This is a genomic window from Vibrio sp. V31_P5A7T61, from assembly GCF_009904895.1.
In the GTDB taxonomy this organism is placed as follows: domain Bacteria; phylum Pseudomonadota; class Gammaproteobacteria; order Enterobacterales; family Vibrionaceae; genus Vibrio; species Vibrio metschnikovii.
Genome location: NZ_WXWI01000012.1, coordinates 101594 through 124809 on the forward strand (window position 1 = coordinate 101594; position 23216 = coordinate 124809).

At 44.1% G+C, this 23216-nt stretch carries 17 protein-coding genes; 9 read left to right on the forward strand and 8 right to left on the reverse strand.

Annotated elements, in window-relative coordinates; translation table 11 throughout:
- Window positions 1-279: 279 nt before the first annotated feature.
- Window positions 280-687: a hypothetical protein gene (locus CAG58_RS01565; protein WP_158145358.1), complete on the reverse strand. Its 408-nt coding sequence runs from the start codon at window positions 685-687 to the stop codon at window positions 280-282.
- A gap of 198 nt (window positions 688-885) precedes the next feature.
- Complete coding sequence (locus CAG58_RS01570; RefSeq protein ID WP_004396664.1) at window positions 886-2034, reverse strand: iron-containing alcohol dehydrogenase; 1149 nt, start codon at window positions 2032-2034, stop codon at window positions 886-888.
- 205 nt (window positions 2035-2239) lie between these two features.
- On the opposite strand from CAG58_RS01570, the gene CAG58_RS01575 reads away from it, so the two are divergent.
- Both CAG58_RS01575 and CAG58_RS01580 read left to right on the forward strand, forming a co-directional pair.
- Window positions 2240-3148: an AraC family transcriptional regulator gene (locus CAG58_RS01575; protein ID WP_158137242.1), complete on the forward strand. Its 909-nt coding sequence runs from the start codon at window positions 2240-2242 to the stop codon at window positions 3146-3148.
- Between the two features lie 300 nt (window positions 3149-3448).
- A complete protein-coding gene (locus tag CAG58_RS01580) occupies window positions 3449-6325 on the forward strand; it encodes a chitinase C-terminal domain-containing protein (protein ID WP_161425636.1) in 2877 nt (958 codons plus the stop codon).
- 82 nt (window positions 6326-6407) lie between these two features.
- On the opposite strand, the gene glgC is transcribed toward CAG58_RS01580, so the two are convergent.
- Both glgC and CAG58_RS01590 read right to left on the reverse strand, forming a co-directional pair.
- Window positions 6408-7622 (reverse strand): glucose-1-phosphate adenylyltransferase, encoded by a 1215-nt coding sequence (gene glgC / locus CAG58_RS01585; RefSeq protein ID WP_161425635.1) that lies wholly within the window; start codon window positions 7620-7622, stop codon window positions 6408-6410.
- Window positions 7623-8011: 389 nt separating this feature from the next.
- Complete coding sequence (locus CAG58_RS01590; protein ID WP_161425634.1) at window positions 8012-9412, reverse strand: sensor domain-containing diguanylate cyclase; 1401 nt, start codon at window positions 9410-9412, stop codon at window positions 8012-8014.
- Between the two features lie 196 nt (window positions 9413-9608).
- Between CAG58_RS01590 and CAG58_RS01595 the strand changes: the two genes are divergently transcribed.
- The 4 genes from CAG58_RS01595 (at window position 9609) to secF (ending at window position 13684) form a co-directional block, all read left to right on the forward strand.
- Window positions 9609-10277 carry a hypothetical protein gene (locus tag CAG58_RS01595; protein ID WP_161429866.1) on the forward strand — a complete coding sequence of 223 codons (669 nt, stop codon included), beginning with the start codon at window positions 9609-9611 and terminating at the stop codon, window positions 10275-10277.
- 126 nt (window positions 10278-10403) lie between these two features.
- Entirely contained in the window at window positions 10404-10880 is a 477-nt protein-coding gene (locus tag CAG58_RS01600; protein ID WP_161426123.1) for a hypothetical protein, read from the forward strand.
- Window positions 10881-10946: 66 nt separating this feature from the next.
- Complete coding sequence (secD, locus tag CAG58_RS01605) at window positions 10947-12779, forward strand: protein translocase subunit SecD (RefSeq protein ID WP_161426122.1); 1833 nt, start codon at window positions 10947-10949, stop codon at window positions 12777-12779.
- A 2-nt stretch (window positions 12780-12781) separates the two neighbouring features.
- Window positions 12782-13684 carry a protein translocase subunit SecF gene (gene secF, locus CAG58_RS01610; RefSeq protein WP_161426121.1) on the forward strand — a complete coding sequence of 301 codons (903 nt, stop codon included), beginning with the start codon at window positions 12782-12784 and terminating at the stop codon, window positions 13682-13684.
- 116 nt (window positions 13685-13800) lie between these two features.
- On the opposite strand, the gene CAG58_RS01615 is transcribed toward secF, so the two are convergent.
- Together CAG58_RS01615 and CAG58_RS01620 are read right to left on the reverse strand one after the other, a co-directional pair.
- On the reverse strand, window positions 13801-15432 hold the full coding sequence (locus tag CAG58_RS01615) for a methyl-accepting chemotaxis protein (RefSeq protein WP_161429864.1): 1632 nt from the start codon (window positions 15430-15432) through the stop codon (window positions 13801-13803).
- Window positions 15433-15799: 367 nt separating this feature from the next.
- The gene (locus CAG58_RS01620; RefSeq protein ID WP_161425056.1) at window positions 15800-17083 is read right to left on the reverse strand and encodes a hypothetical protein; all 1284 of its coding nucleotides are present in this window, start codon (window positions 17081-17083) and stop codon (window positions 15800-15802) included.
- A gap of 135 nt (window positions 17084-17218) precedes the next feature.
- Here CAG58_RS01620 and CAG58_RS01625 point away from each other — a divergent pair, with 135 nt between their 5' ends.
- From CAG58_RS01625 to CAG58_RS01635, 3 genes are read left to right on the forward strand one after another with little or no spacing between them, the layout of a single operon-like run.
- Window positions 17219-18358: a TonB-dependent receptor gene (locus CAG58_RS01625; RefSeq protein WP_202598169.1), complete on the forward strand. Its 1140-nt coding sequence runs from the start codon at window positions 17219-17221 to the stop codon at window positions 18356-18358.
- A complete protein-coding gene (locus CAG58_RS01630; protein WP_158145385.1) occupies window positions 18342-19241 on the forward strand; it encodes a metal ABC transporter solute-binding protein, Zn/Mn family in 900 nt (299 codons plus the stop codon). Before CAG58_RS01625 ends, CAG58_RS01630 begins: the two co-directional genes overlap by 17 nt.
- The gene (locus CAG58_RS01635; protein WP_161425054.1) at window positions 19241-20002 is read left to right on the forward strand and encodes a zinc ABC transporter permease; all 762 of its coding nucleotides are present in this window, start codon (window positions 19241-19243) and stop codon (window positions 20000-20002) included. The genes CAG58_RS01630 and CAG58_RS01635 overlap by 1 nt, the downstream gene beginning before the upstream one ends.
- A 99-nt stretch (window positions 20003-20101) precedes the next feature.
- Here CAG58_RS01635 and dcuC read toward each other — a convergent pair whose 3' ends face one another.
- A complete protein-coding gene (gene dcuC / locus CAG58_RS01640) occupies window positions 20102-21469 on the reverse strand; it encodes an anaerobic C4-dicarboxylate transporter DcuC (protein ID WP_154171184.1) in 1368 nt (455 codons plus the stop codon).
- Between the two features lie 465 nt (window positions 21470-21934).
- Window positions 21935-23059, reverse strand: a complete 1125-nt coding sequence (locus CAG58_RS01645) for an acyl-CoA desaturase (RefSeq protein ID WP_161425053.1) — start codon at window positions 23057-23059, stop codon at window positions 21935-21937.
- Window positions 23060-23216: the final 157 nt, after the last annotated feature.

Sequence of the window (23216 nt, forward strand, 5' to 3'; positions counted from 1 at the left end):
TATAAGTTGAGATAATATTATTGATAACAGGTATATGAGGTGCAGACCAAGCAGTAAAACTACTCATAATAAAAATGAGTATTAATAAAGAAAGAATAAGTTTATGTTTAAGTTTCATCGTGTATAACTCGTTATTAGTTAAAAATATTTAAGTGGTTAGAAAGATAAACCATTATCTTACTGATAGTTAGTTGCTTAGGTATAGAAATACATACCGTCTATCAAAGAAGATCAGTTTTTAGCAATATGGTATTTATGAAAGACTAAACCAGTCTTAAATTAGTAATGACGAGAATGGGTAAACTTGTATTGTAAGTTGTTATTGTTACAGCCATAAATACAGGTTGATGAACGGTGTGTATAATAAGACCAATCAATATTGTGGTTGAACAATGGGCGATAGCCAATCGATAGAATAGCAATAGGCAATAAGACAATTTCAGCGAGTAAGTAGTAGATAGGGATCAGCCCCAATGAGGCGTATTCATCTTCGCTATTTAATCGGTAATGGTTTAAATGGGGGATAGCGTGATGAGGTTGCACGGCTTCTTTATTGTCGTTGACGTTACTCGACGTCTGAGTTGCAGCGCTTGTATCATCTTGAACAACAGTAGGATGAGCGTTACTCAATGAAAGTGTCGGATGATTTTGTGAGTACACTGCCGCCTGAGCAAAAAACAAGCTCATCAACAATACTAATATCAGTATGTTAAGGCGATGAATGGTCACGATGGTCTACTATTCAGATGAAAAGCTGTGCAAATAGTAGAAGAGATTCAATTTACCGTCAATAAAAAATGATGGCGGTCACAAATTTAAAAATCTTATTATTTAGGCTTAAAAATAAGGTGGGAAAGAGCAGCACCGCAGTGCTGCTCAAATTGATTAAATAAAGGCTTGCGTAAGAATATCGCGCGATTGCTCAAGAGTGATCGCTTGATGTTCACCCAAAGCCACCATTCCATGCGCTTCCAGTTGTTCAATCACCTTATCGACAGCTTGCTCTGCGGTCATATCGGGCGCAGAGAATTGAGTATCGACATTCAACTGATGATAAAACGCTTCAATCGCATCAATAGTCCGTAAGGCTAAATCTTCACTCGGCGCTAAGTTAAATACGCGTTGCCCCATTTGTTCCAACTTCGCTTTCTTAGCCGCTAATTGGTTGCGCAATAGTGCTGGTTGGACAATGGCCAGTGAGCGAGCATGATCAACCTGCCATAATGCAGTCAGTTCATGGCCAATCATGTGTGTTGCCCAATCTTGGGGAACACCACTGCCAATTAATCCATTCAGTGCTTGGTTTGCCGTCCACATCAAATTCGCACGCCAAGCGTCGTTATCTCTTTGCGCAAAATCTTTGCCCAACACCAAGAGATTTTTCAATAGGGCTTCAGCGTAGCCATCTTGGACCATCGCTTGGGTTGGATAGGTGAGATACTGTTCGCAAATATGTACCCAAGCATCGACTAAACCATTGACGAGTTGACGCTCCGGTAGTGTTTTCATGACGTCGGGGTCCATCACGGCAAATTTAGGTTGCACGTATGGTGATAAGAACGAGAGTTTATCTTGAGTTGCTGCTTTGGTGATCACCGCACCAGAGTTTGATTCAGAGCCAGTGGCTGGCAAGGTGAGAATCGCACCAATTGGTGTTGCATCGGTGACATGATGTTTACCTAACATGATATCCCAACCATCGCCTGAGTATTTAGCGGCGGCTGCGACGTATTTTGAACCGTCAATCACTGAACCCCCACCAACGGCAAGAATAAAATCAATCGCTTGCTGTTTAACGATAGCAACGGCTTTATCAAGGGTTTCTTTGGTTGGGTTTGGCTCGACACCGGAAAATTCCAGCCAAGTATGTTCTTGTAGGGCATCGACCACTTGCTGATAAACGCCATTGTGTTTAATTGAGCCACCACCGTAGATGACCAGAACCTTATGCTGACGTGGAATCGCTTGGGTAATTGCCGCGATCTGCTGCTGACCGAAATAAATCTGAGTCGGATTGACATAGGTAAATTGCATTACTCGTACCTCTTATTAGGAATATGACCACCGTTTGGCCTTTATTAAAGACGCAGTATTCGCTGCTATGGGCTTCGTTTTTGGCGGAGTCAAGAGTTGGGTTGATACATTGCAAGATGCATAATAGTAGAATAATTGTGGTGGCAATAGAGTGATTCCTGTAAATTTATTGCCTATTTCTACAATAAATAATGGTGTGAACAGAATGGTCAATCAAACGGAAGAAAAGCCAGATCTGGCGCAATTGATGCAAAACTATGTTGATAAATATGCGCTACATCACCTTGAGGGCTGCACTGATACTGCGATCCCTGGAGTGTGGTTTTATCGCAGCAGTCAAGGTAACTCGCGTCAGCCGTTTATCTATCAGTCTGGGATTGTGATTTTGGGTCAAGGGCAGAAACGCATTCATTTAGGCGCTAACGCCGTTGATTACGGACCGAATGATTATCTGGTGGTTGGTGTGCCGATGCCACTTGAATGTGAAGCGGTAGCTAAACAGAATCAACCATTATTAGGGTTAACCATTGATATTGATCATTCACTATTGCTCAAGCAGGTTGCCGCCTTAGAGGAAAACGGTTTTAAACCGCCAGTTGATGCGAATAATCCTTGTGGCCTGAAATCGGTACAGATGAATCATACCATGCTTAATAGCTGTAAAAGGCTGATGAATGCTTTAATTGATGGATTAGAGGCTGAGTTATTAGGCGGATCTTTGCTTGAAGAGATGGCTTTTCGAGCTCTGACCAGCTCAGAGGGACACGTGCTGTTTGAACTGGCTCATCACGAAGGACACTATGCCCGAATAGCGAAAGCGCTGAGTAAAGTGCATCGTGATTATGCCACATCTTTAACAGTTAATACGTTAGCCGAAGAAGCGAACATGAGTGTCTCGGCTTTTCATCAAGCCTTTCGTGGCGTCACCATGGAATCACCCTTGCAGTATCTTAAAAAAGTCCGTTTAAATAAAGCCAAAGAGTTAATTCAAATCGAGGGTAAGCGGGTTAATGATGCTGCGCGGCTGGTTGGCTATAGCAGTCCTTCACAATTTAGCCGAGAGTATAAACGCCATTTTAATCACACTCCTCGAGGTGCTCTAGCGAAAGTTTAATCATCGCCATTGTGAGCTTATTGTTTATCGATTTGCTACGCAGTATTGAATCGTCGTCATTGCCTATCATGCACCAACCTTGAAAGATAGCCTTTCTTCAATAAGTTAGCTCTTGATGCAAAATAAGTATGTAAACCTTGCTGGCTTTAAGCGGTCATTTGCGAGTGATTCTTAACTTTGACACTTTATTAGGTGCTAAATAAGTGGGCTGTTCTACAGTTATTTCACGAAAGATTTAAAGCATGCAGAGTAAGGACTGTCTGCTTTAATATTTGGAAACAATAACTTAAGGAAAAAGACATGCACTTAAAGCAAGTAAAAGTACCCAAAGGGGTATTTACACTCAGCACACTTTCTGTCTCCTGTTTACTGGCGTTAAACAGCTATGCCGCCGTGAACTGTGATGGATTGGAAGATTGGCAGTCTGGTGCGGTATACACTAGTGGTGCTCAAGTTCAACATGATCATGTGGCCTATCAAGCGAAATATTGGACACAAAATAATAACCCAGCCCAATTCTCCGGTGATTATGCGCCGTGGCAATTACTTGGTAGCTGTAATACTGGCAACGCAGGTGAAGATAGTGATACGGGTGGCGATGATAATCAGCCGCCAACGGTTGAAATAACGCTGTCAACTAACACGGCTGAGTTGGGTGATACGGTAAGAGTTTCTGCGGACGCCGACGATAGCGATGGTCAAGTGGCTAAGGTAGAATTTTTTATCTCCGGCCAACGCGTTGCAACGGTATCACAAGCGCCATATATTTTTGATTACGAAGTCATCCGTTCTGGAAATTTAGCCATCCAAGCTAAAGTGACGGATGATAAAGGTGCGCTATCCAGCTCTTCGATATTAACATTAACCGTCGCCCATGCGCCTATTGCCAATACGTGTCGTCCTGATGGTTTGTATCAAACTGAAGGCGTTAATGTTCCTTATTGTACTGTCTACGACGAGCAAGGACGTGAAATCATGGCAGGTGGTCAACCAAGACGTGTGATTGGTTATTTCACCAGTTGGCGAGCGGGGGATGATCCTCAAACCTCCTATTTAGTGAAAGATATTCCGTGGCAAAACCTGACCCACATTAATTACGCGTTTGTCGGTATTGGCTCTGATGGCAAGGTCAACATCGGTAATGTTGATGACCCCAACAACCCTGCGGTTGGAAAAGAATGGGATGGGGTTGATATTGATCCGACACTGGGCTTTAAAGGTCACTTTGGCGCGTTAGCAACCTATAAAGAACGTTATGATGTCAAAACCTTGATCTCGATTGGCGGATGGGCGGAAACGGGTGGTCATTTTGCCGATAATGGTGAGCGAATCGCCGATGGTGGTTTCTACACTATGACGACCAATGCTGATGGTTCTATTAATCATCAGGCGATTTCTACTTTTGTTGATTCCGCAATAGAGATGATGCGTCAATACCGTTTTGATGGTTTAGACATTGATTATGAATACCCAACCTCGATGTCTGGTGCCGGTAATCCCGATGATAAAGCCTTCGCTGAATCACGTCGTCCTTATCTCATGCGCTCTTACCATGAATTAATGCGGGTGCTGCGTGAGCGATTAGATATCGCTAGTGAGCAAGATGGTATTCACTATATGTTGACTATCGCCGCCCCTTCATCTGCCTACTTACTACGTGGTATGGAAACCATGGAAGTGGCGAAGTATCTCGATTATGTCAACATCATGACTTATGACTTACATGGTGCTTGGAATGATCATGTTGGACATAATGCGGCTCTTTACGACACGGGTAAAGACTCTGAACTTGCTCAATGGGGCGTTTATACGACAGCACAATATGGTGGCATCGGCTATCTGAACACCGATTGGGCTTTCCATTATTTCCGTGGCTCAATGCCAGCGGGACGGATTAATATTGGTGTGCCTTACTATACGCGAGGATGGCAAGGGGTGACGGGAGGTGAAAATGGCCTTTGGGGACGAGCACCTTTACCGAATCAAAATGAGTGTCCAGCGGGTACTGGAGAAGGAGAAAAGAATAACTGTGGCTACGGCGCTCTCGGCTTGGATAACATGTGGCATGATTTGGATGCCAATGGTAATGAAATGGGCGCAGGTTCTAACCCAATGTGGCATGCCAAAAACCTCGAAAAAGGCATTTGGGGATCCTATTTGGCCGCTTATGGATTGCATCCTGAAAGTACACCGTGGGTAGGCCAATACCAGCGTCATTTTGATAGTGTTGCGATTGCCCCTTGGTTATGGAACGCGGAAAAACGAGTCTTCCTTTCTACCGAAGATAAACAATCGATTGATATTAAAGCGGACTACGTTATTGATAAAGAAATCGGCGGTATTATGTTCTGGGAATTAGCCGGAGACTATAACTGCTACGTACTCGATGCCAATGGTCAGCGTGGACAAATTGATTGGACAGAGCAAGCTTGTGCTAGCGGTAATGGTGAGTACCACATGGGTAATACCATGACCAAAGCCATGTATGAAAAGTTCAAATCCGCTTCCCCTTATGGTAATCGATTGGCAACTGGCGCAATCCCTGACCAAGTGGTGGATATTCGAGTCACCATCGATGGCTTCAAAGTCGGCGATCAAAACTATCCGATTAACCCTCGTTTGACCTTTACTAACCATACTGGGGTTGACCTTCCTGGAGGAACGCAGTTCCAGTTTGATATCCCTGTTTCTACACCGGATAACGCGAAAGATCAATCTGGTGCTGGCTTAGCCGTTATTGCTTCAGGCCATACGCGAAGTAATAATATTGGAGGGTTCGATGGGACGATGCATCGTGTCGCCTTCTCATTACCAGCATGGAAAGTATTACCGGCGGGAGAGAGCTATGAACTGGATATGGTGTATTACTTACCGATTTCTGGGCCAGCGAACTACAGCGTTAACATTAATGGCAGAGAGTACGCTTTTAAAGCTGAGCAACCAGACTTACCGTTGGCCGACCTTTCTGATGGTAATGGCGGTGGTAATGGTGAAGATCCGGGCAATGGTGGTGGCACCCCTGGAGACGTTGTGCAATGGCAACCCGGTGTTAGCCAAGTCGCTAATGGCACGACAGTGACGTATAACGGAAAGTGTTTTATTGCTAAAAATAACCCAGGACCTTGGGAATCACCGACTCAAACTAATTGGTTTTGGGATGAAGTGGCTTGCCCATAAGGATTAGCATGACTCCTTAACGGTAACAAGACCGCCGATACATGGCGGTCTTTTCTATGCTTAACGATTCACAGTCGAGGCTTTAAAACTGGTAACTTTCCGGCACGACAACGATGCCTTTTTCCGATAACGTAAAGCGTTGTAAATCAGCCGCGCGATCGACACCAATTTTGGTATAAGGCGGAATTTTGACGTGTTTATCGATAATACATCCGACTAACTGGCAGCCTTCGCCGACTTCCACATCATCAAAGAGAATACTATCGACAATCGTTGCCCCATCATTGATTCTGACGCTGGATGAGACAATAGAGTGTTGTACCGAACCGCCGGAATTGATGACGCCATTGGCAATGATCGAGTTAATAAAAATGCCTTCATTACCCGTGGCTGACGAGACGGTACGCGCAGGAGGCAGTTGAGGCTCATAAGTGCGGATCGCCCAGTTTTTCTGATAAAGATTCATTGGCGGGACAGGCTCAAGCAGATCCATATTGGCTTCATAAAACGAATCAATGGTACCGACATCCCGCCAGTAACAGTCTTTGGCAACTCGCCCTTTTTCATTGGCAAATTGATAAGCAAACACGCGACCCGAGGGAATCAGTTTGGGGATAATATCTTTACCAAAATCGTGGCTTGAGTGCTCAAGCTCTGCGTCTTCAAACAGTGCTTGTCTTAGTGTTTCCATAGTAAAAATATAGATGCCCATTGATGCCAAACTGCGATCGGGATTATTGGGCAGAGTAGGTGGGTCGTTTGGTTTTTCTACAAAAGAACAAATTCGTTGCGCTTCATCAATCGCCATAACACCAAATGCGGAGGCATCTTGGCGAGAGACTTCCATGCAGGCAATCGTCAATTCTGCTTGATTTTCAATATGTTCTTCCAGCATCGCGGCGTAGTCCATACGATAAATATGATCACCAGAGAGCACGACAACATACTTTGCATCACTGCGCGATAACAACCACATATTATGGAACAGTGCATCGGCCGTGCCTTCGTACCATTTGCCACCTTTACGCATCTGAGGAGGGACGACGGTAATAAATTCCCCCAATTCTGGATTGAAAATCGACCAACCATCGCGTAAATGTTTTTGTAAGGAGTGGGATTTATATTGCGTGAGTACCAAAATACGCCGTAGACCCGAATGTAAGCAATTGGTGAGAGTAAAATCAATAATGCGATATTTACCTCCAAACGGAACGGCGGGTTTTGCTCTGTCATCGGTCAGGGGAGATAAGCGTGAACCCATTCCTCCAGCTAAAACGACGGTTAAGGTATCTTGCATCTTTTGTCTCCCTATTATTGTGCAATCGACGATTGTATACAGAATAGTACAAATATTGGGCCAAAATAGTGAAACGCTAGTCATATTCTCTTGGCCGCTTGACGTGACGGCATTCTTGTTCACATCAAGTAACGTTACTATGCATTCACTATCGTTGGCTCTATTCAGGCTAGGCTATAGTTGTGCAACGATCATGCAAATGGCTCGTAGACAAACAGTCACTAATTGGTTGATTTCCGTCCTCGTCGTATGGCTTTCGAGCCGGTTCACAGAGTAAAAAACGTCATTATTAACGCCCCAGCACGACAAGAAGTCGGTTCATGCTGCTTGTTTTTGCACCAGTATCGTGCATGTGCACTAAATGGGTGAGAGGCTGAGTGATCATATACTTAGTTTGCCATTTCTTGACTGAGTAATATGGAAACTTGATTGCGCCCCGTGGCTTTCGATTCATACAGGGCTTTATCTGCTCGTTGATAAGTCTCTTGCTCCGACCCCATGATGTCACTGATCCCAGCGCTAATCGAAACATTTTGGGCGTGAAGTTGATACACTTTGATCCGTAATCGCTCAATCACCGCTTGCGCTTCCTCGATAGGGGTATGGGGTAAAATTATCGCAAATTCCTCGCCACCAATACGTGCTAAAAAATCCGATTCACGCAGACCATCACGTAGCGTTTCAGCGACAGATTGAATAACATAATCGCCATGACTATGGCCAAACTGATCATTAATTCGTTTAAAGTGATCAATATCTAAAATGGCGAGACAAGAGTGCTCGTGCTCTGGATAACGTTTAACACGATGACATTCAAGGCGAATTTGTTGGTCAAATTTACGACGATTCCAAATCCCCGTTAAAGCATCTTTCTCACTTTGTTCACGCAGTTTATTTTCTAACGCTTTGTGTTGAGTGATATCGACAAATGAAGCAACGTAGTATTGAATGACCTCTTGATCATCCAAAATGGTTTGAATTCGGAGGATTTCTGTTAGCTGTGAACCATCTTTGCGCTTATTGATCACTTCACCTTCCCAAAAGCCGTCTTCTTGTAGCGATTTCCACATATCAACATAAAATTGTTGATTGTGTTTGCCTGAAGCAAATATCGACGGCTGCTTGCCTTGCACTTCTTCTAAACGGTAGCCACTTAAACGGGTAAACTCTTGATTGACTTTAATGATCCGGTTTTGTCTGTCAGTAATCACAATCGCAGACATACCGTTCATCGCCGCTAAAGCTAATTTACTTTCAAGGCTATTTTTCTGGTGAGTGATATTCCAAACCACACCGCTTCCAGCCACCAGACTAAGCAGCAAGAAGACGCTGATGGCTTGCACGAGTAGATCGTGACGTTTCGCGGTGCGTTGTTGCTCGACGGTTTGTGGATCATGGCTGTTAAAAATCAATAAGCTTGTCTCTGTTATCTCCGTCTCTGGCAGTGATAGTTGCATAAAATGATAGTGACGGCCTTGATAAAGCAATAAGCCCTGAGCTTGCTGTTGAATCGATTGCCAGAGGGCTGGCGATTGTTGCGGTAAATCGGCAATAGGATCATTGGCGTCGTGTGTGGATGCCGATGATAAATGAAGAACGGCGTCGCCATGATGATTTAAAACCGTAAATTGCGAGGTATCGACCGCGATGGTTGATTCTGCGTTAGGGAGTTGTGCAGTGTGATGATCGAGCTTTGCAAGCTCGTGAGCGAAATAGAGAAAAGGTACACACCCGAGTGTGCACAATACAATCAAAAATTGAGTGAGATATTTAGCCTGTGACGATGACATGATTAACTTATAATGATTATTAAGCCATGATTATAGACCTTTAAAGCGAGAGATTACTTCCAATATGTTGAGTTCGTGCGCTCGCTCAACATTGGTGCATATGCGGTAATCAGGAAAAATGAAAATTTACAATGTAAACTGAGTATTGGCTAACAAGAAAACCTTTAGTAAAAGAGAGAATGAGGAGTTAACGATTATGAAGAAAGTACTTATGCTGCTGCTTCTCATTTTTGGTTTAGCGTGTGCGGGTGCTGGCTATTACCTATTTTATTACAAGCCAGAGCAAGAACGATTAGAGGCTTTAAATCAACGTTTGACGCCTGAAATACCAATATCTGAAGATCATGAGCCAAGTGATCCTGCTTTTGTTATGCCAGAGATCATGGACTATTACGTCAATGAACCTACGCTTGGTGTGCGCGAGCAACCTGATAGAGATGGATTTGTCCATCGGTTACTTTATCGTGGTGAACCGGTATTTTTGTATGAAAAACAAGAGGGCTGGGGAAGATTAACGCCTTTTTACGTCTATGAAGAAGGGGGCCCTGAAGTGGCGGAATGGATTCCGTTGGATGGATTGGTGGTCGAACCGCCCGTGATCACCCCAGAGGAGCGGCGTGAAACCGTACTGAGTTATATTATGAATTCAGATGATTTAGAGGTATTTAAAACCCTATTTATTCAAACCACGGATCAGCTACTGACTGATAAAACCTGTGTTCCGGGTGATTTTAAAGAGTTAGGAGGTTGGGTTCGCTCCGTTCGTTATCAGTCTGAGGACGTTTATTTTGTCTATTGTGGTGGTTTAAACCAAGCGAATAAAATTTATCTTAATGCACAAACTGGGGCGATTTTTTATCAATAATGATTAAGATATTAGGCATGGCTTACGATTAGCGATAAACGCATTAGTTATCTTTGACAAAAATTTTACTTGAGTCACACTTCGCTCAGTTCTACACTGAGCTGTCTTATTAAGAATGAATTGATCATGCTTGAACGTATAACGTATTTTTTCTGGCTAGCTTTTCTTGCGTTGTTATTACCTTCGCAGGCATTGGCGTGCTCGGAAAATTACCCTACCTCAAGTATTACTCTCAACCATTCTGTTTGGGATGCAGCTTCACATAGCGTACAAAATCCATTTGAGTTTGATTCTCAAGAGAGTCCGATCGATGTCGACTCGGTGCCAACCAGCGACACGTTGGCGAAAAATATGGTTCAAGCGATTCTTAATCCGCCTCGCTTGCAGCTCACCGAGATCAACTTACCTCTCGATAATGGTTTTGATTTTCCTCATCTTGAAGGAAATGACAGCCTGCCTCGTTCTATCGATGTAGACAGCTATGCCGCTCAAACTTGGATTTCCATTCCCTATCAGCATTTTCATGCCTCACATCGTCTTTCCGGTTGGAAAGAGACCAACGCCATGTATGTGGCGTTAAATAGCCATTTCCTTTCTGCTTAATCTCACTTTTACGTGACAATGTCACAATTTTAGTTTTTTAACTCGGCCATGCCCGAGGAGAGAGTTATGCAGAGAAAAACCGCTAAAACGCCAGCGCGTATTATGAATCGCTATGCGACATGGAAATACGTGGTATTGGTTATAACCGTTGTCTTACTTGGTTTAAGTGCTATTCCTACTTGGTATGGTGAACAACCATCAATTCAAATTGAGTCTAATCAAAAAGACAGCCCTTTAAATAATGTGGTAACCGTTAATCAACTGCTGCAAAAGCAGGGAATTAATGCACAAGAAATCCGTCAGGAAAATAACCACACCACGTTGGTTTTTAAAACCGAAACAGAGCAAACTCAAGCGCGTAAACTTTTAGATAATCTCGTGCAAGAAGGAGAAAGTTTAACTTTTTCTTACGTTTCAGTCGCTCCACCTTGGTTCACACAAATGGGATTTACTCCAATTAAGTTCGGTTTGGATTTACGCGGTGGCGTACAGTTTTTGCTTAATGTCGATGTCGATAAGGCGTTTCAAGAGCAACGAGATGGCATTACTGATGAAATAAAAGAGATGCTCGTTAATCAACACATTCGCGGTGTGAGAATTGAGCATGAAGGTAATGATGGCTTTTTAGTCACCGTCAACTCACGAGTTTCACTCAATAAAATCAGTCAGTTTGTCAAAGAAAATTATCAAGGCTGGGAGGTGAAGTCGTCTTCTGATCAACTGACAGTGCAACCCAGTAAGCAAAATAAGTTGGATTTTCAATCAGCGACCATCCAGCAAAACTTGAAAATCATGCGAGATCGTATTGAAGAACTTGGCATTACCGAAGCTTTAGTTCAGCGTCAGGGTGAACATAGTATTCGTATTGAGCTACCTGGGGTGCAAGACCCTGCGCAAGCGAAAAACGTCATTGGTGCAACGGCAAGCTTAGCGTTTTATGAAGTCAATACCAGCGGTATAGCTGGTCGTGATGATTTACAACTGAAAGACAATAATGGTCAGTTAGTGATCTTGCATAAACGTCCAGTTTTAACGGGTGATCATATTGTTAATGCTCGCGCGGGTATGGACAAAATGGGCCTTTCTGAAGTCAATATCTCGCTTGACCACGCAGGTGGCAAAGTAATGAGTGACTTCTCGGCCAAGCACATTGGCAAACCCATGGCGACCGTGTATCGAGAGTACAAAACCAATGCTAATGGAGAGACGGAACGCAGCGAACGCGTGATCAGTGTGGCGACGATTCAATCGCAATTGGGGAGCCAGTTTAGAATTACCGGCGCAGGTTCGAATCAAGATGCTCAACAACTGGCATTGTTGTTAAGAGCCGGATCACTCACTGCTCCAGTGACTATCGTCGAAGAAAGAACCATCGGTGCATCGCTCGGTGCTGAAAATATTGAAAATGGTTTTGCGGCCTTGGCGTTAGGGATGGCATTAACGTTAACCTTTATGGCGTTATGGTATCGCCGTTTAGGTTGGGTAGCGAACGCTGCTTTGTTGATCAACATGGTGTGTTTGTTTGGTTTAATTGCGTTATTGCCGGGAGCGGTATTAACCTTACCGGGGATTGCTGGTTTGGTGTTGACGGTCGGTATGGCGGTGGATACCAACGTGCTTATCTTTGAGCGAATTCGCGATAAGTTAAATGAAGGGCGTAGTTTTGCTCAAGCGATTGATAAAGGTTTTAGCAGTGCGTTTAGCACCATTTTGGATGCCAATGTGACTACGATGATTACTGCGATTGTTTTGTATTCGATTGGTAATGGACCGATTCAAGGTTTTGCATTAACGCTGGGATTAGGCTTGATCACCAGTATGTTTACCGGTGTATTTGCATCACGGGCATTAATTAATTTGATTTGGGGACGTGATAGTCGCCGAGATGTGAGGATATAACGATGGTGACTTATCTAAAACAACATATTCGACGTATTCGACACATTACCAATATCGTTTCGATTGCTTTAACCCTGTTGGCATTAGCGGCTTTTGCGATTCGTGGTCTTAATATGGGACTGGATTTCACTGGCGGAATGGTAACCGAAGTCAGAGTGGATAAATCATTAACCCATGATCAAGTCTTAAATACTCTCAAGCCGGAGATGGGCGATTCTACCAGTGTGATTCAGTCTGGTGAGGAAGGGCGCTGGGTCATTCGTTACCCGTTAGTAGAAGAGCAGCAAAGTGCTCCAGAAATAGAGACGTTACTGAACACCATTTCATCTCAGATTGAAGTGGTGAGTAATAGCATGGTCGGCTCACAAGTTGGTGAAGAATTGATCGATCAAGGTGGCTTAGCATTATTGATTTGTATCTTATGTATATTAGGCTACCTTTCGTTTCGTTTTGAGTGGCGGTTGGCGAGTGGTGCCTTACTGGCGCTATTGCATGATGTGATCTTAGTGCTCGGCTTTTTTGCGGTGACGCAAATGGAGTTTAATTTAACTGTTTTTGCCGCCACCTTAGCAATCTTAGGATACTCACTGAATGACTCGATCATTATTTCCGATCGTATTCGTGAATTGCTGGTTGCTAAACCCAAAGCACCGCTGGCAGAGATCAATGATCAAGCGGTGATCGCAACCTTTTCTCGGACGATGGTGACTTCAGGTACCTCATTAATGACAGTGTCTGCTCTTTGGTTAATGGGCGGCGAGCCATTACAAGGCTTTGCTATTGCCATGTTTATCGGGATTATTTCTGGCACGTGGTCATCCATTTCCATCGGTACCGTACTCCCTGAATGGCTACATTTAGAGTCCAAGCATTATCTGCCAGTTGAAGTTGACATGGCGCCTTAATGATGGTGATATCAGTTAAATCATCATGAGAAATAGATAAAAAAATGGCGAGCATAAAAGCTCGCCATTTTCTTTATTCAATACCCAAGGACTTTCCTCGGTTAACCTGCATCGCTTTATACCCGAAAGCGATTGACCGTGCTTTGTAATTGAGCGGCGAGTTGACTGAGTTCAACGCAGGCTTGAGCAGCACTCGATGAACCTTGCGCGACTTGTTTCGCTGACTCATTAATCCGTTCAATGTTGCGGCTCAGTTCTTCACTGACGGAATCTTGCTCACCACAAGCGCTCGCAATTTGAATCGTCATATCAGCAATTTGCGCACTTTGGGTGCTGATTTGTTCAATGGCTTCTTGAGTCTGATGACTTTGATTGACACATTGGCCCATTAACTCGCTGCTTTGTGCTGTTGCTTGACGTGCTTTTGCTGCGCAACTTTGTAAGTTCTGGATAATAGCCACAATGTCACCCGTTGATTGCTGAGTTTTCCCTGCAAGGGCTCGCACTTCATCGGCAACTACGGCAAAGCCACGACCTTGTTCACCAGCTCGCGCGGCTTCAATTGCGGCATTGAGAGCAAGCAAATTGGTTTGGTCAGCAATATTGCTGATCACATCGACGACCATATTAATTTGTTGCGCTTGATCTTCTAGCTCTAGCACGCGTTGCTCTGCTTGAGAAATCTCTTGTGTCACTTGGATAATAGAGTTAGCGACTGCATTCATTTGTTGTGCGCCAGTGATGGCTTGTTGATTACTGTCACGGGCAGAATCTGAAGCCACTTCGGTATTACGTGCGACTTCTGCGACTGTGGATTTCATTTCTGTCATTGCAGTAGCAATTTGCATCACTTCTTCTTGCTGCTCGCGCATACCTTGTGAAGTTTGCTCCGATACCGCGCTGACTTCATCAACCGCTTGAGTTAATTGTGTTGCGCCGGCAACGATTTCTTCGACCATCACACGTAAATTATTTTGCATGGTGGTGCAAGCATCAGCCAGTTCGCCCAGCTCATCTTGACCAATTTGTTGGCGATCCATTTGATGGCCTAAGTTACCATCAGCAATCGCGTTGGCTTGAGTAACTACTTGTTGTAAAGGACGACAGATTAAATTCGCCAGTAACCAAGTCATAAAGACCATAAAGCCAAGTAGGGCAACAATACTGGAAATAGAAAATTGACTAATAGTACCAATTAAATCTGTTAATTCAGTACGGTTATTATCGACATAGGAAAGGTTAAGTTTTAGTAACTCATCCACCGCCAGTTCTAGACGCTCAAACGTTGGTAAAGCATTTTGTAAATCACGCTGAGCTTCAGTAATGTTATTATTTAAAATATCGTTATTAAAAGAACTTAAAGCACGTAAATACTCTTGCCATAAATTTTTGACAGGCATAAAAATTGAGCGCTCATAATCGGTCCAAATGCTGCTTTCATAACGAGCTAAATCGGCATCAATAGTGCGATAGTGATCATCCATCCAGCGGATATCTTCGGCGATTTCGTGGCTATCCGTTGAAGAAAGTAGACCAATTTGCGCTCGACGTACCGAGGACATATTGTACTTAATGGTATTGACCATCATCATGGATGGTAAGGTATCGTCGGTCAGGTTAAGTACATCGTGTTGAATAGAGTTAAGAGAGCGGTAAAGGTATGCACCAAAGATAATATTGACGGCAGCAATAATACTAAACGCCAGCGCAATTTTTTTGCGAATGGCTAAATTTTTTAAAAACGACATGGTAGTGGGTGACCTCGCGGTAAAAACTAATCGGTCACATCCGTATGATGATATACCCTTGCTGCTGGAAGATAGCGGTATTGCATTCTTTTCATCACAAAGCCTCTCTTTGTGTATCAAGCATACATTTACTTGCTATATAGCGAGCCACTTCAAGTACTGTGGGTAAGTTATCCCTAGCAATAGCCAGTGTGTAAGAATTTTCTGACTACTTAATTGGCGCGGATTCTAGCATCAAGTGAACGATTAAGCCAAAAAAATATGACACTAATCACATTAAAATGCCGAATGAGATTAAATATTAAACAATTAGTGGGGCGAATGACTGTATTGCAGCCCAGCGAAACGATGGGCTGCAAAGAGAGGTTTAGTGATGATGCTCGTGCTCAGTGGTGCCTAACCAAGTAATAAACTGAGGGATAAAGCCTAATTGGTGACGCTGTACAATCCGTGACTCAGTCACGCTGAGTTGCAGCACCGTTTGATCTGCCGGATTGGTGATGAATAACTGTTGATTTCTTGGATCGAAGGCCATTTGGATCCGTTGGCCTTCTGCTAATGTTGGTGCATTGTCCCAGAGCGATAAACTGAATTGCTGAGCAAAATCATCCGCTGCATGATAAGCGATCAACCGTGCTTGTGGCGTAATGATGAATAAGTAATCCTCAGTGGTTAAATAGGCGAGGGTGCGTTGTGTTTGCTCAGTTTTCCAGTTGATTTCCTGAAAATGACCATTTTTCAAACTAAAGAATTGCTGGTTATTCGCCACCGCAAGCAGCGCATTACTAGCTGGATAGCCGAATAACGTACCAAAGCGAGTACCGTTGTCAAACGTTGGGTTACTGATGGTTTGTGACGTTATTGTTTCCCCCTGTATATTGATGACAAGAACGTGCTCTAAACACGCAAACGCTACGGAATTTGTCGTTTGCGCGCTGCCATGTAAAGCGGGGCAGTCTTGAGCGGGGAAACTATGAAGTTGATGAAAATGATCATTGTGCCTTTGCAAAGCAATCACCTTATCCGGCAAGCTAGTGGTGCTTTGATCTTTAATCCCAGTAAAAGCGAAATCACCCAGCAATTGAGCAGTACCATGTTGAGCATGATCAAAGGAGTGAGAGGCGACAGTAGAGACTTGACCTATCGATTGCTCATCTAACACGCGAAACTGCGCGTTTGCGCTATTTACGCTATCACCATCAAAAAACAGTGCGACTTGATCTTGTGTGGCGTCATAGTGGGTTGGCTTTACTCCCTGATAGCGATCAGACAATAATCTCGGACTATGATTGTGCAAATGATAATGATCGCCATGTTGTTCGGCGACAATACCACTATCAATCACTTCGACTTGATCAAAATTTCGTTGCAGAGCTAGAGCGTATCGCCCCTTTGGACTGGTTTTCAGCCCTGAGGGTGTTTGTTGCAAAGTAAATTGGGTGCGCTGACGCCAAGCTTGGCTATCAAACAGGTGTAGTGTTTGGCTATTGTGTTCTGAAATCAGCAGCCGAGAAGTAATAATCGAGTGGTGATGATCGGAGTCTTCGTTATTGGTAGTGTTATTTTCACCTTCTTGACAACCTAATAGCAATAATACGCTGAGTGACAGTGCCGCCAGCCGAGGGGCTTGACGATGAGATAGAGATAACATGGATTTTTCCTTAAGTACCGTAGTAGTAGTTGATTGTTGATATGTTATAACATAACATTCGTTGCCATCAATAGGTAATCAATAATCATTGTGTATATTTATAGGAGAAACTCGGTGAATAAATCAGTCATAGCGATGCTTGGGTTTGGTGTAATGGGCTTGAGCGGACACAGCTTAGCATCCCCACAGGTTGATATTGGTGTTGTTTTGGATGGTGCTTATCAGAGCGAAAATCGCCATTGGGGAAGTCGTGACAAGGGATTTGGGCTTGGTCATTCTGAACTGATGCTAAGCAGTAACATCGACCATAACTTTAAAGGTCAGTTGGTGGCGGTATTAGATAGCCATGGTTCTAATACCGAGTTAGAGCTAGAAGAAGCGTGGATAGAAACCATGGGTTTACCGCTTGGCTTAAAGCTTAAAGCGGGACGCCTATTATCCAATATTGGTTATTTAAATAGTAAACACATGCATGAAGATGCGTTTGTTGAACGTCCGGCAGTATATCGCGCCTTACTCGGCGGCCATTATTTTGATGATGGTGTGCAAATGACATGGTTACTACCAACCGATTTTTATCTGCAAGCCAGTATTGAAGCTCTCGCTGGTAAGCCATTAGATGCTGGTTATGATAAACCCGCGACTATCGGTGTGTACACGGCCAATCTTCAAGTGGGTGCTGATCTTGGTGTTGAGCACAGCTGGCGTTGGGGAATAAGTTCGCTGTACAACGGTAATGGCCGTCAGTTTTCAGGCGCACATGATCACAGCCACGACCATGATCATGACCACGATCATGCGGGTCATTCTCATGGGCCATCATTAACGGGTCGTAATTTATACGGTACCGATTTCACGTGGAAATGGGCTCCGGAAGGTAATTATCGTCAACGTAACGTTAGAGCGACAACAGAGTTTTGGTATTTGGACAATCGCTTTGATACACAAATGGCGACGGCTCCGGGCGCCAAACAAAGTGCCAATGGTTGGTACGCGGAGGTGGCTTATCAATTTAATCCGACTTGGACAGTGAGTACACGTTATGGAGAAATGCGCACCGTGAATGGCGATGTCCATGCGCATGATGATCATTTCCATGGTGAATTCAGTCGTGATGATTTGAAAGAGTGGGATCTGGCATTAGATTGGCACGCGTCTCATTTTGGTCGGGTACGTGGACAAATTACCCATGAAAATCATACTCAGGGCGATCAAACCCTCTTTAGCTTACAGTATGTCATGTCTTTTGGAGCGCACCATGCTCATGCGTTTTAAATTATTGAGTCTATTCGCTTGTGTCAGTATGCCAGCGATGGCCAGCTTAAATGTGTTTGTTTGTCAGCCCGATTGGGCTGACTTAGTCCATGCTCATGCGCCGCAGGCACAAGTTTTTTCAGCCACTACGGCATTGCAAGATCCTCATTATGTACAAGCTCGCCCTTCACTGATTGCGCGCATGCGCAATGCCGATTTGGTGGTTTGCTCCGGCGCTGAACTGGAAATTGGTTGGCTGCCTGAGCTGCAGAGGCAGAGCCGTAATCGTCAAGTACAAAATGGCCAGCCTGGTTTGTTTTGGGTCAGTGATTATGTGCGTTTATTGGATGAGCATGATCACGTTGATCGCTCCATGGGCGATGTTCATGCCCATGGAAACCCCCACGTTCAGTTTGCGATTGGTGATATGATTGCTGTGTCACGCGCATTGAGTGATCGTCTGGCATTGCTAGCCCCCGAAGATGCCCCGAAGTTTAAAGCCAATGGCGCGCGCTTTCGCTGGCAATGGCATAAAAAAATGCAAGAGTGGCAAGCGCGAGCTGTCCCTCTACATGGGATGGAAGTGGCGGGGTATCACAGCACATTCGCCTATTTATTTGATTGGCTGAGCATGGAACAAGTCGCGGATTTAGAACCAAAACCTGGTATTCCGCCAACGGCTGGTCATTTAAATCGCTTAGCACAGCAAGATTGGTCGAGTTTATCCGGTATTGTTTATGCCTCTCACCAGCCTAAAGATGCGGCTTATTGGTTAGCATCGCGTACCAATGTGCCGGTGGTGGAACTGGCGCAAAGTGTTGGTGGACAGCCGAATACCTCATCATTAGTTGCACTGGTCGATGATTCTATTGAGCGCTTATTGAGTCTAGTTAAGGAGCAATAATGAGTGCTTACGGATGGATGTTAGCCCCATTGTTGATTGGTTTTATCTCTTTATGGATCAACTGGATTTTGGGTAGGCAGGTGCTAGAGCGAGGGGTGATATTTATTGACCTAGCGATGGCGCAAATGGCGGCGGTCGGTATGTTAGCGATGGAGTTATGGTGGCCGCAATACAGCAGTTCCTTATGGTGGAAAATGTTGGCTGCCAGCTTAGTCACCTTTAGTATGGCGGGGTTGTTGTGTTTTTTTGAGGGGCGAATCAAAACCCATTTGGAAGCCTTCATTGGACTCTTTTATGTGTTGGCTGCTTGCGCAGCAATGTTATTGATTGCTCAGCAGCCGCATGGTAAAGAAAGCATAGAGAGTTTACTAAACGGTCGCTTATTGTGGTCTCAATGGCAAGACGTGATTCCCGTATTGGTTATTGCTCTCGCGATATTAATCGTTGTGCGTTATCGCTCCTGTTGGTTACAAGGTAAGGCGTTTTATTTTCTATTCGCTGTTGCCATCCCACCGCTCGTGATTAACTTAGGGGTGTACTTAGAGTTTGCCTCGTTAATTATACCAGCGTTGGCGGTATGCTATTTACCTTGGCAACGTAAAACCGCTGCTGGCTTAGCAATAGGTTATATCGCGATGATGGCTGGATTTGCAGCTTCTCTTTATTGGGATTGGCCGATTGGCCCTGCTGTGGTGTTTGCGATGATGTTATGCGCGATTGTGATGGTGTTTAGTGCTCAAGCAAGAGTCTTGCGTCAATAAGATTCAGCTTTTAACCCATAACTCAAAAACCATAATTCAAAAATAAGGCGCAGTAATGCGCCTTATTTTTAAATCTGTTAATGAAATGCAGCAGTGACACTAAGCCATCATTGGTACCAATACCATAGTACCGATAATCACGGTGATAAGACCTGCCAAAACAGGAACAGAAGTACGTTTAACGACTTCAAAAGGACTGATATGCGCCATACCTGCGGTGGCAACGACGACCCCTGATACCGGAGAAACGGTACGGCCTAGATTTGAAGCTTGTAACATCGGAATAATTAAAAACGCTGGGTTAACGCCCATTTTCGCGGCTAGTGCTGGGGCAAGTTCCACAAATGCATAAAACGGAGCATTACCCGAGCCTGTGGCGATAGCCGCAGCCATGGTTAAAATGGTTAAAATTAGCATCAATGCTAAACCACCAGCGCCAGCGGTTTCGGCTAATCCAAGTAGGTTATCAATCGCACCAATCGACATCAGTCCTTGAGCAAAAACCCCTGCCGCAACCAACAGCATCACCACGCCTTTAAATGCCTCTGCCATACCTTCATAGCAAGATTCCAGATCTTCGAGTGTTTTCTTACCATCAAAGCGTTTAGTGATGAAATCAATCACCGCACCAGCAAAAATCGATACGACAACAATGGTGTAAATATCCAACGATAAGCCGGGGATGGTTTCTCCATTAAATAGGAAAACGCCAATAATTGGTAAGAAAGGCAGAATCGCGTAATAGGCTGGCGCTTTCACTTCAATCGCAGAAACGTCTACGCGCTCCATTGGGGTGTTATCGCGCTTATCAAGGTATTTATTCCAGAAGAAGGTAGCGATTGCCATCACGATGATCGCACAAATGGAAACAGGAAGAACGGTTTCTACCGCAAAGACATGCAAAGCTAGCCCAGACTTTTCTGCCGCGATCACCACATCGCCAGAAGTAGGGGATAAAATAATGGCGGCTGGAGAAGCGCACACCGCTACTGCAGCAGGGCGAGAAATACCCATCGCCGTCATCATAGGGAAGAGAGTTGCCATCAGTAGCACGCCTAGGCCTGTTGCAGAGCTTACCGCAAGGGACATTAAGCAAGCGACAATGTAAGCTGCAACCAGTAAGACATAAGGCGAGCGAATAACAGAAAGTGGCTTAGAAAACTGTTTAACCACTACGTTATTTGCCCCGATGTGGGTCATATAAGCGGCAAAACCGCACAATAACATGATTTGCATACCTAAACCGCCACCACGGTTTTGTAGGGTAAACTTCACATATTCCATTGAATCGGTAATCAAGTTACCGGTTGGTGTAATTGATGCGGGTAAAATCGCGTAGCCTAATATCCCAGTCATTAATAATAAGGCTATTCCGGCGGTTAATAGTACCCCCGCTGGTTTATAGCCCTTAACGATAAAATAACCGACCGCAATGGTGACGATTGCGCCAATCAGCAGTTCAAGCATAGTCTTCTCCAGTAAAATGGGCTTCACCCATGTAACAAATTATGGCTTTTTGTAACTGGAGAATTTACTGAAAACTTGGCAATAGCACGAGCTTAAGTTGCTACTAGTATGATCTAAAACAAATGAAAATATTGGCAGAATAAAAATCCGTATAAATACGTTATTGTATTGATTTTTATTGGTTATTGGCGTGTTAAATTAATAATGTTTGCTGATTGTTCTGGTGTGTATTTTGGTGGTGAGTGATATGACCATGCGGGGAGTTTTCGCCGAATGAACATTCAATCATTATGTTCATTCGGCAGTTAGTATCACCCGTTTGAAGAGATTATGAATATACCCTTCCTACTTGAATCTGCAGCGGTGTTGGCTACGCTCGTTCACCCCAATCACATCGTTTGCCTATGCTCATGGGGATTCACTCACTTGCCGCCTACCTGCAACGCCAAGTCGTTTGGGTATAGCTTAATAAGCATACGGCTTGGTTAATAGCTGCCAACGTTGCTTTTTCTCTTGTAGACGCATCTTTACTTGTCGATAGCGTGTTGTGAGGATCGAGCGTTCATAACTCTGTATCGCTGAATTGGCTTTGCTTTCTAACAACTGTTTTTTCAGATCGTAATAATCGTGAAGTGTTTCAACAAAGCCATCAAATTCTTGTTGAATATGAGTAAAGATCCGCTGATGTTGCAACTGTTGACTGAGGATTTTTTTCGCATACTTTAAACGCATTTCTGCCCGTGCAGTTTCAATTTTCAGTGCCGGCGCGACGCGTAATTTTTTGGCTAATCCTAACCAGGAACATATTTTGATTACCCATTTGGTTGGGTCATAGTGCCACCACTGAATTCCATTACGGTAATCGTTTTCAAAAATATGGTGATAATTATGGTAGCCCTCACCAAAGGTAAAGAAAGCCAAAATTCCGTTATCACGTGCGGTATTTTTATCGGTATAGGGCTGCTTACCCCAAATGTGGGCCAGTGAATTGATAAAAAAAGTGGTGTGATGATTAAGCACTAATCTGACCGCGCCGATAACCAGTAACATACCGATGATATCTTGATACCACCAACCGAGCAGTAACGGTACACCTATATTCATCGTAACTGCCAGTGGTAGATAGTATTTGTGTTGCCACATGACAATTTTATCTTTTTGTAGATCACGACAATTCGTGTAATCAGCGTAAGTGGCTTGATTATAGTGGCGCAGCATCCAGCCGATGTGCGAATACCAAAATCCACGCTTGGCGGAATAGGGATCTTTATCGTTTTGGTCGACAAATTTGTGGTGGACTCGGTGATCCGATGCCCAGTGTAGAGCACTATTTTGTAGAGCAAATGCACCGCCTAACGCACACAGTAAGCGCACTAACCAATGGGCTTCGAAAGCTTTATGTGACCATAGACGATGGTAGCCGACGGTAATGGATAAATTACAAAATGAAAAGCAAACCACTAGCCAGAAAAGATGTTCCCAGCTATAGCCAAATTGCCAGCCATACCAAGGGGCAACGAATGCCGCCAGACCAAAGCTGAGTGAAAAAATCATGACATTAAGCCAGATCAATGGTGGTTTATTAACCATATAAAAATGCCCTTTAGCTTACAACTGTGCACTAGAATATCAGCGTACAGTTGTAAGTCAAAAGGGTTTTGCTACAAAGTGTGATCCGAACATCACCGACGGACTCAATCGCTGATTAACCATTCACTTGCTGTCTTCGGTTATATCAAGTAGCGTA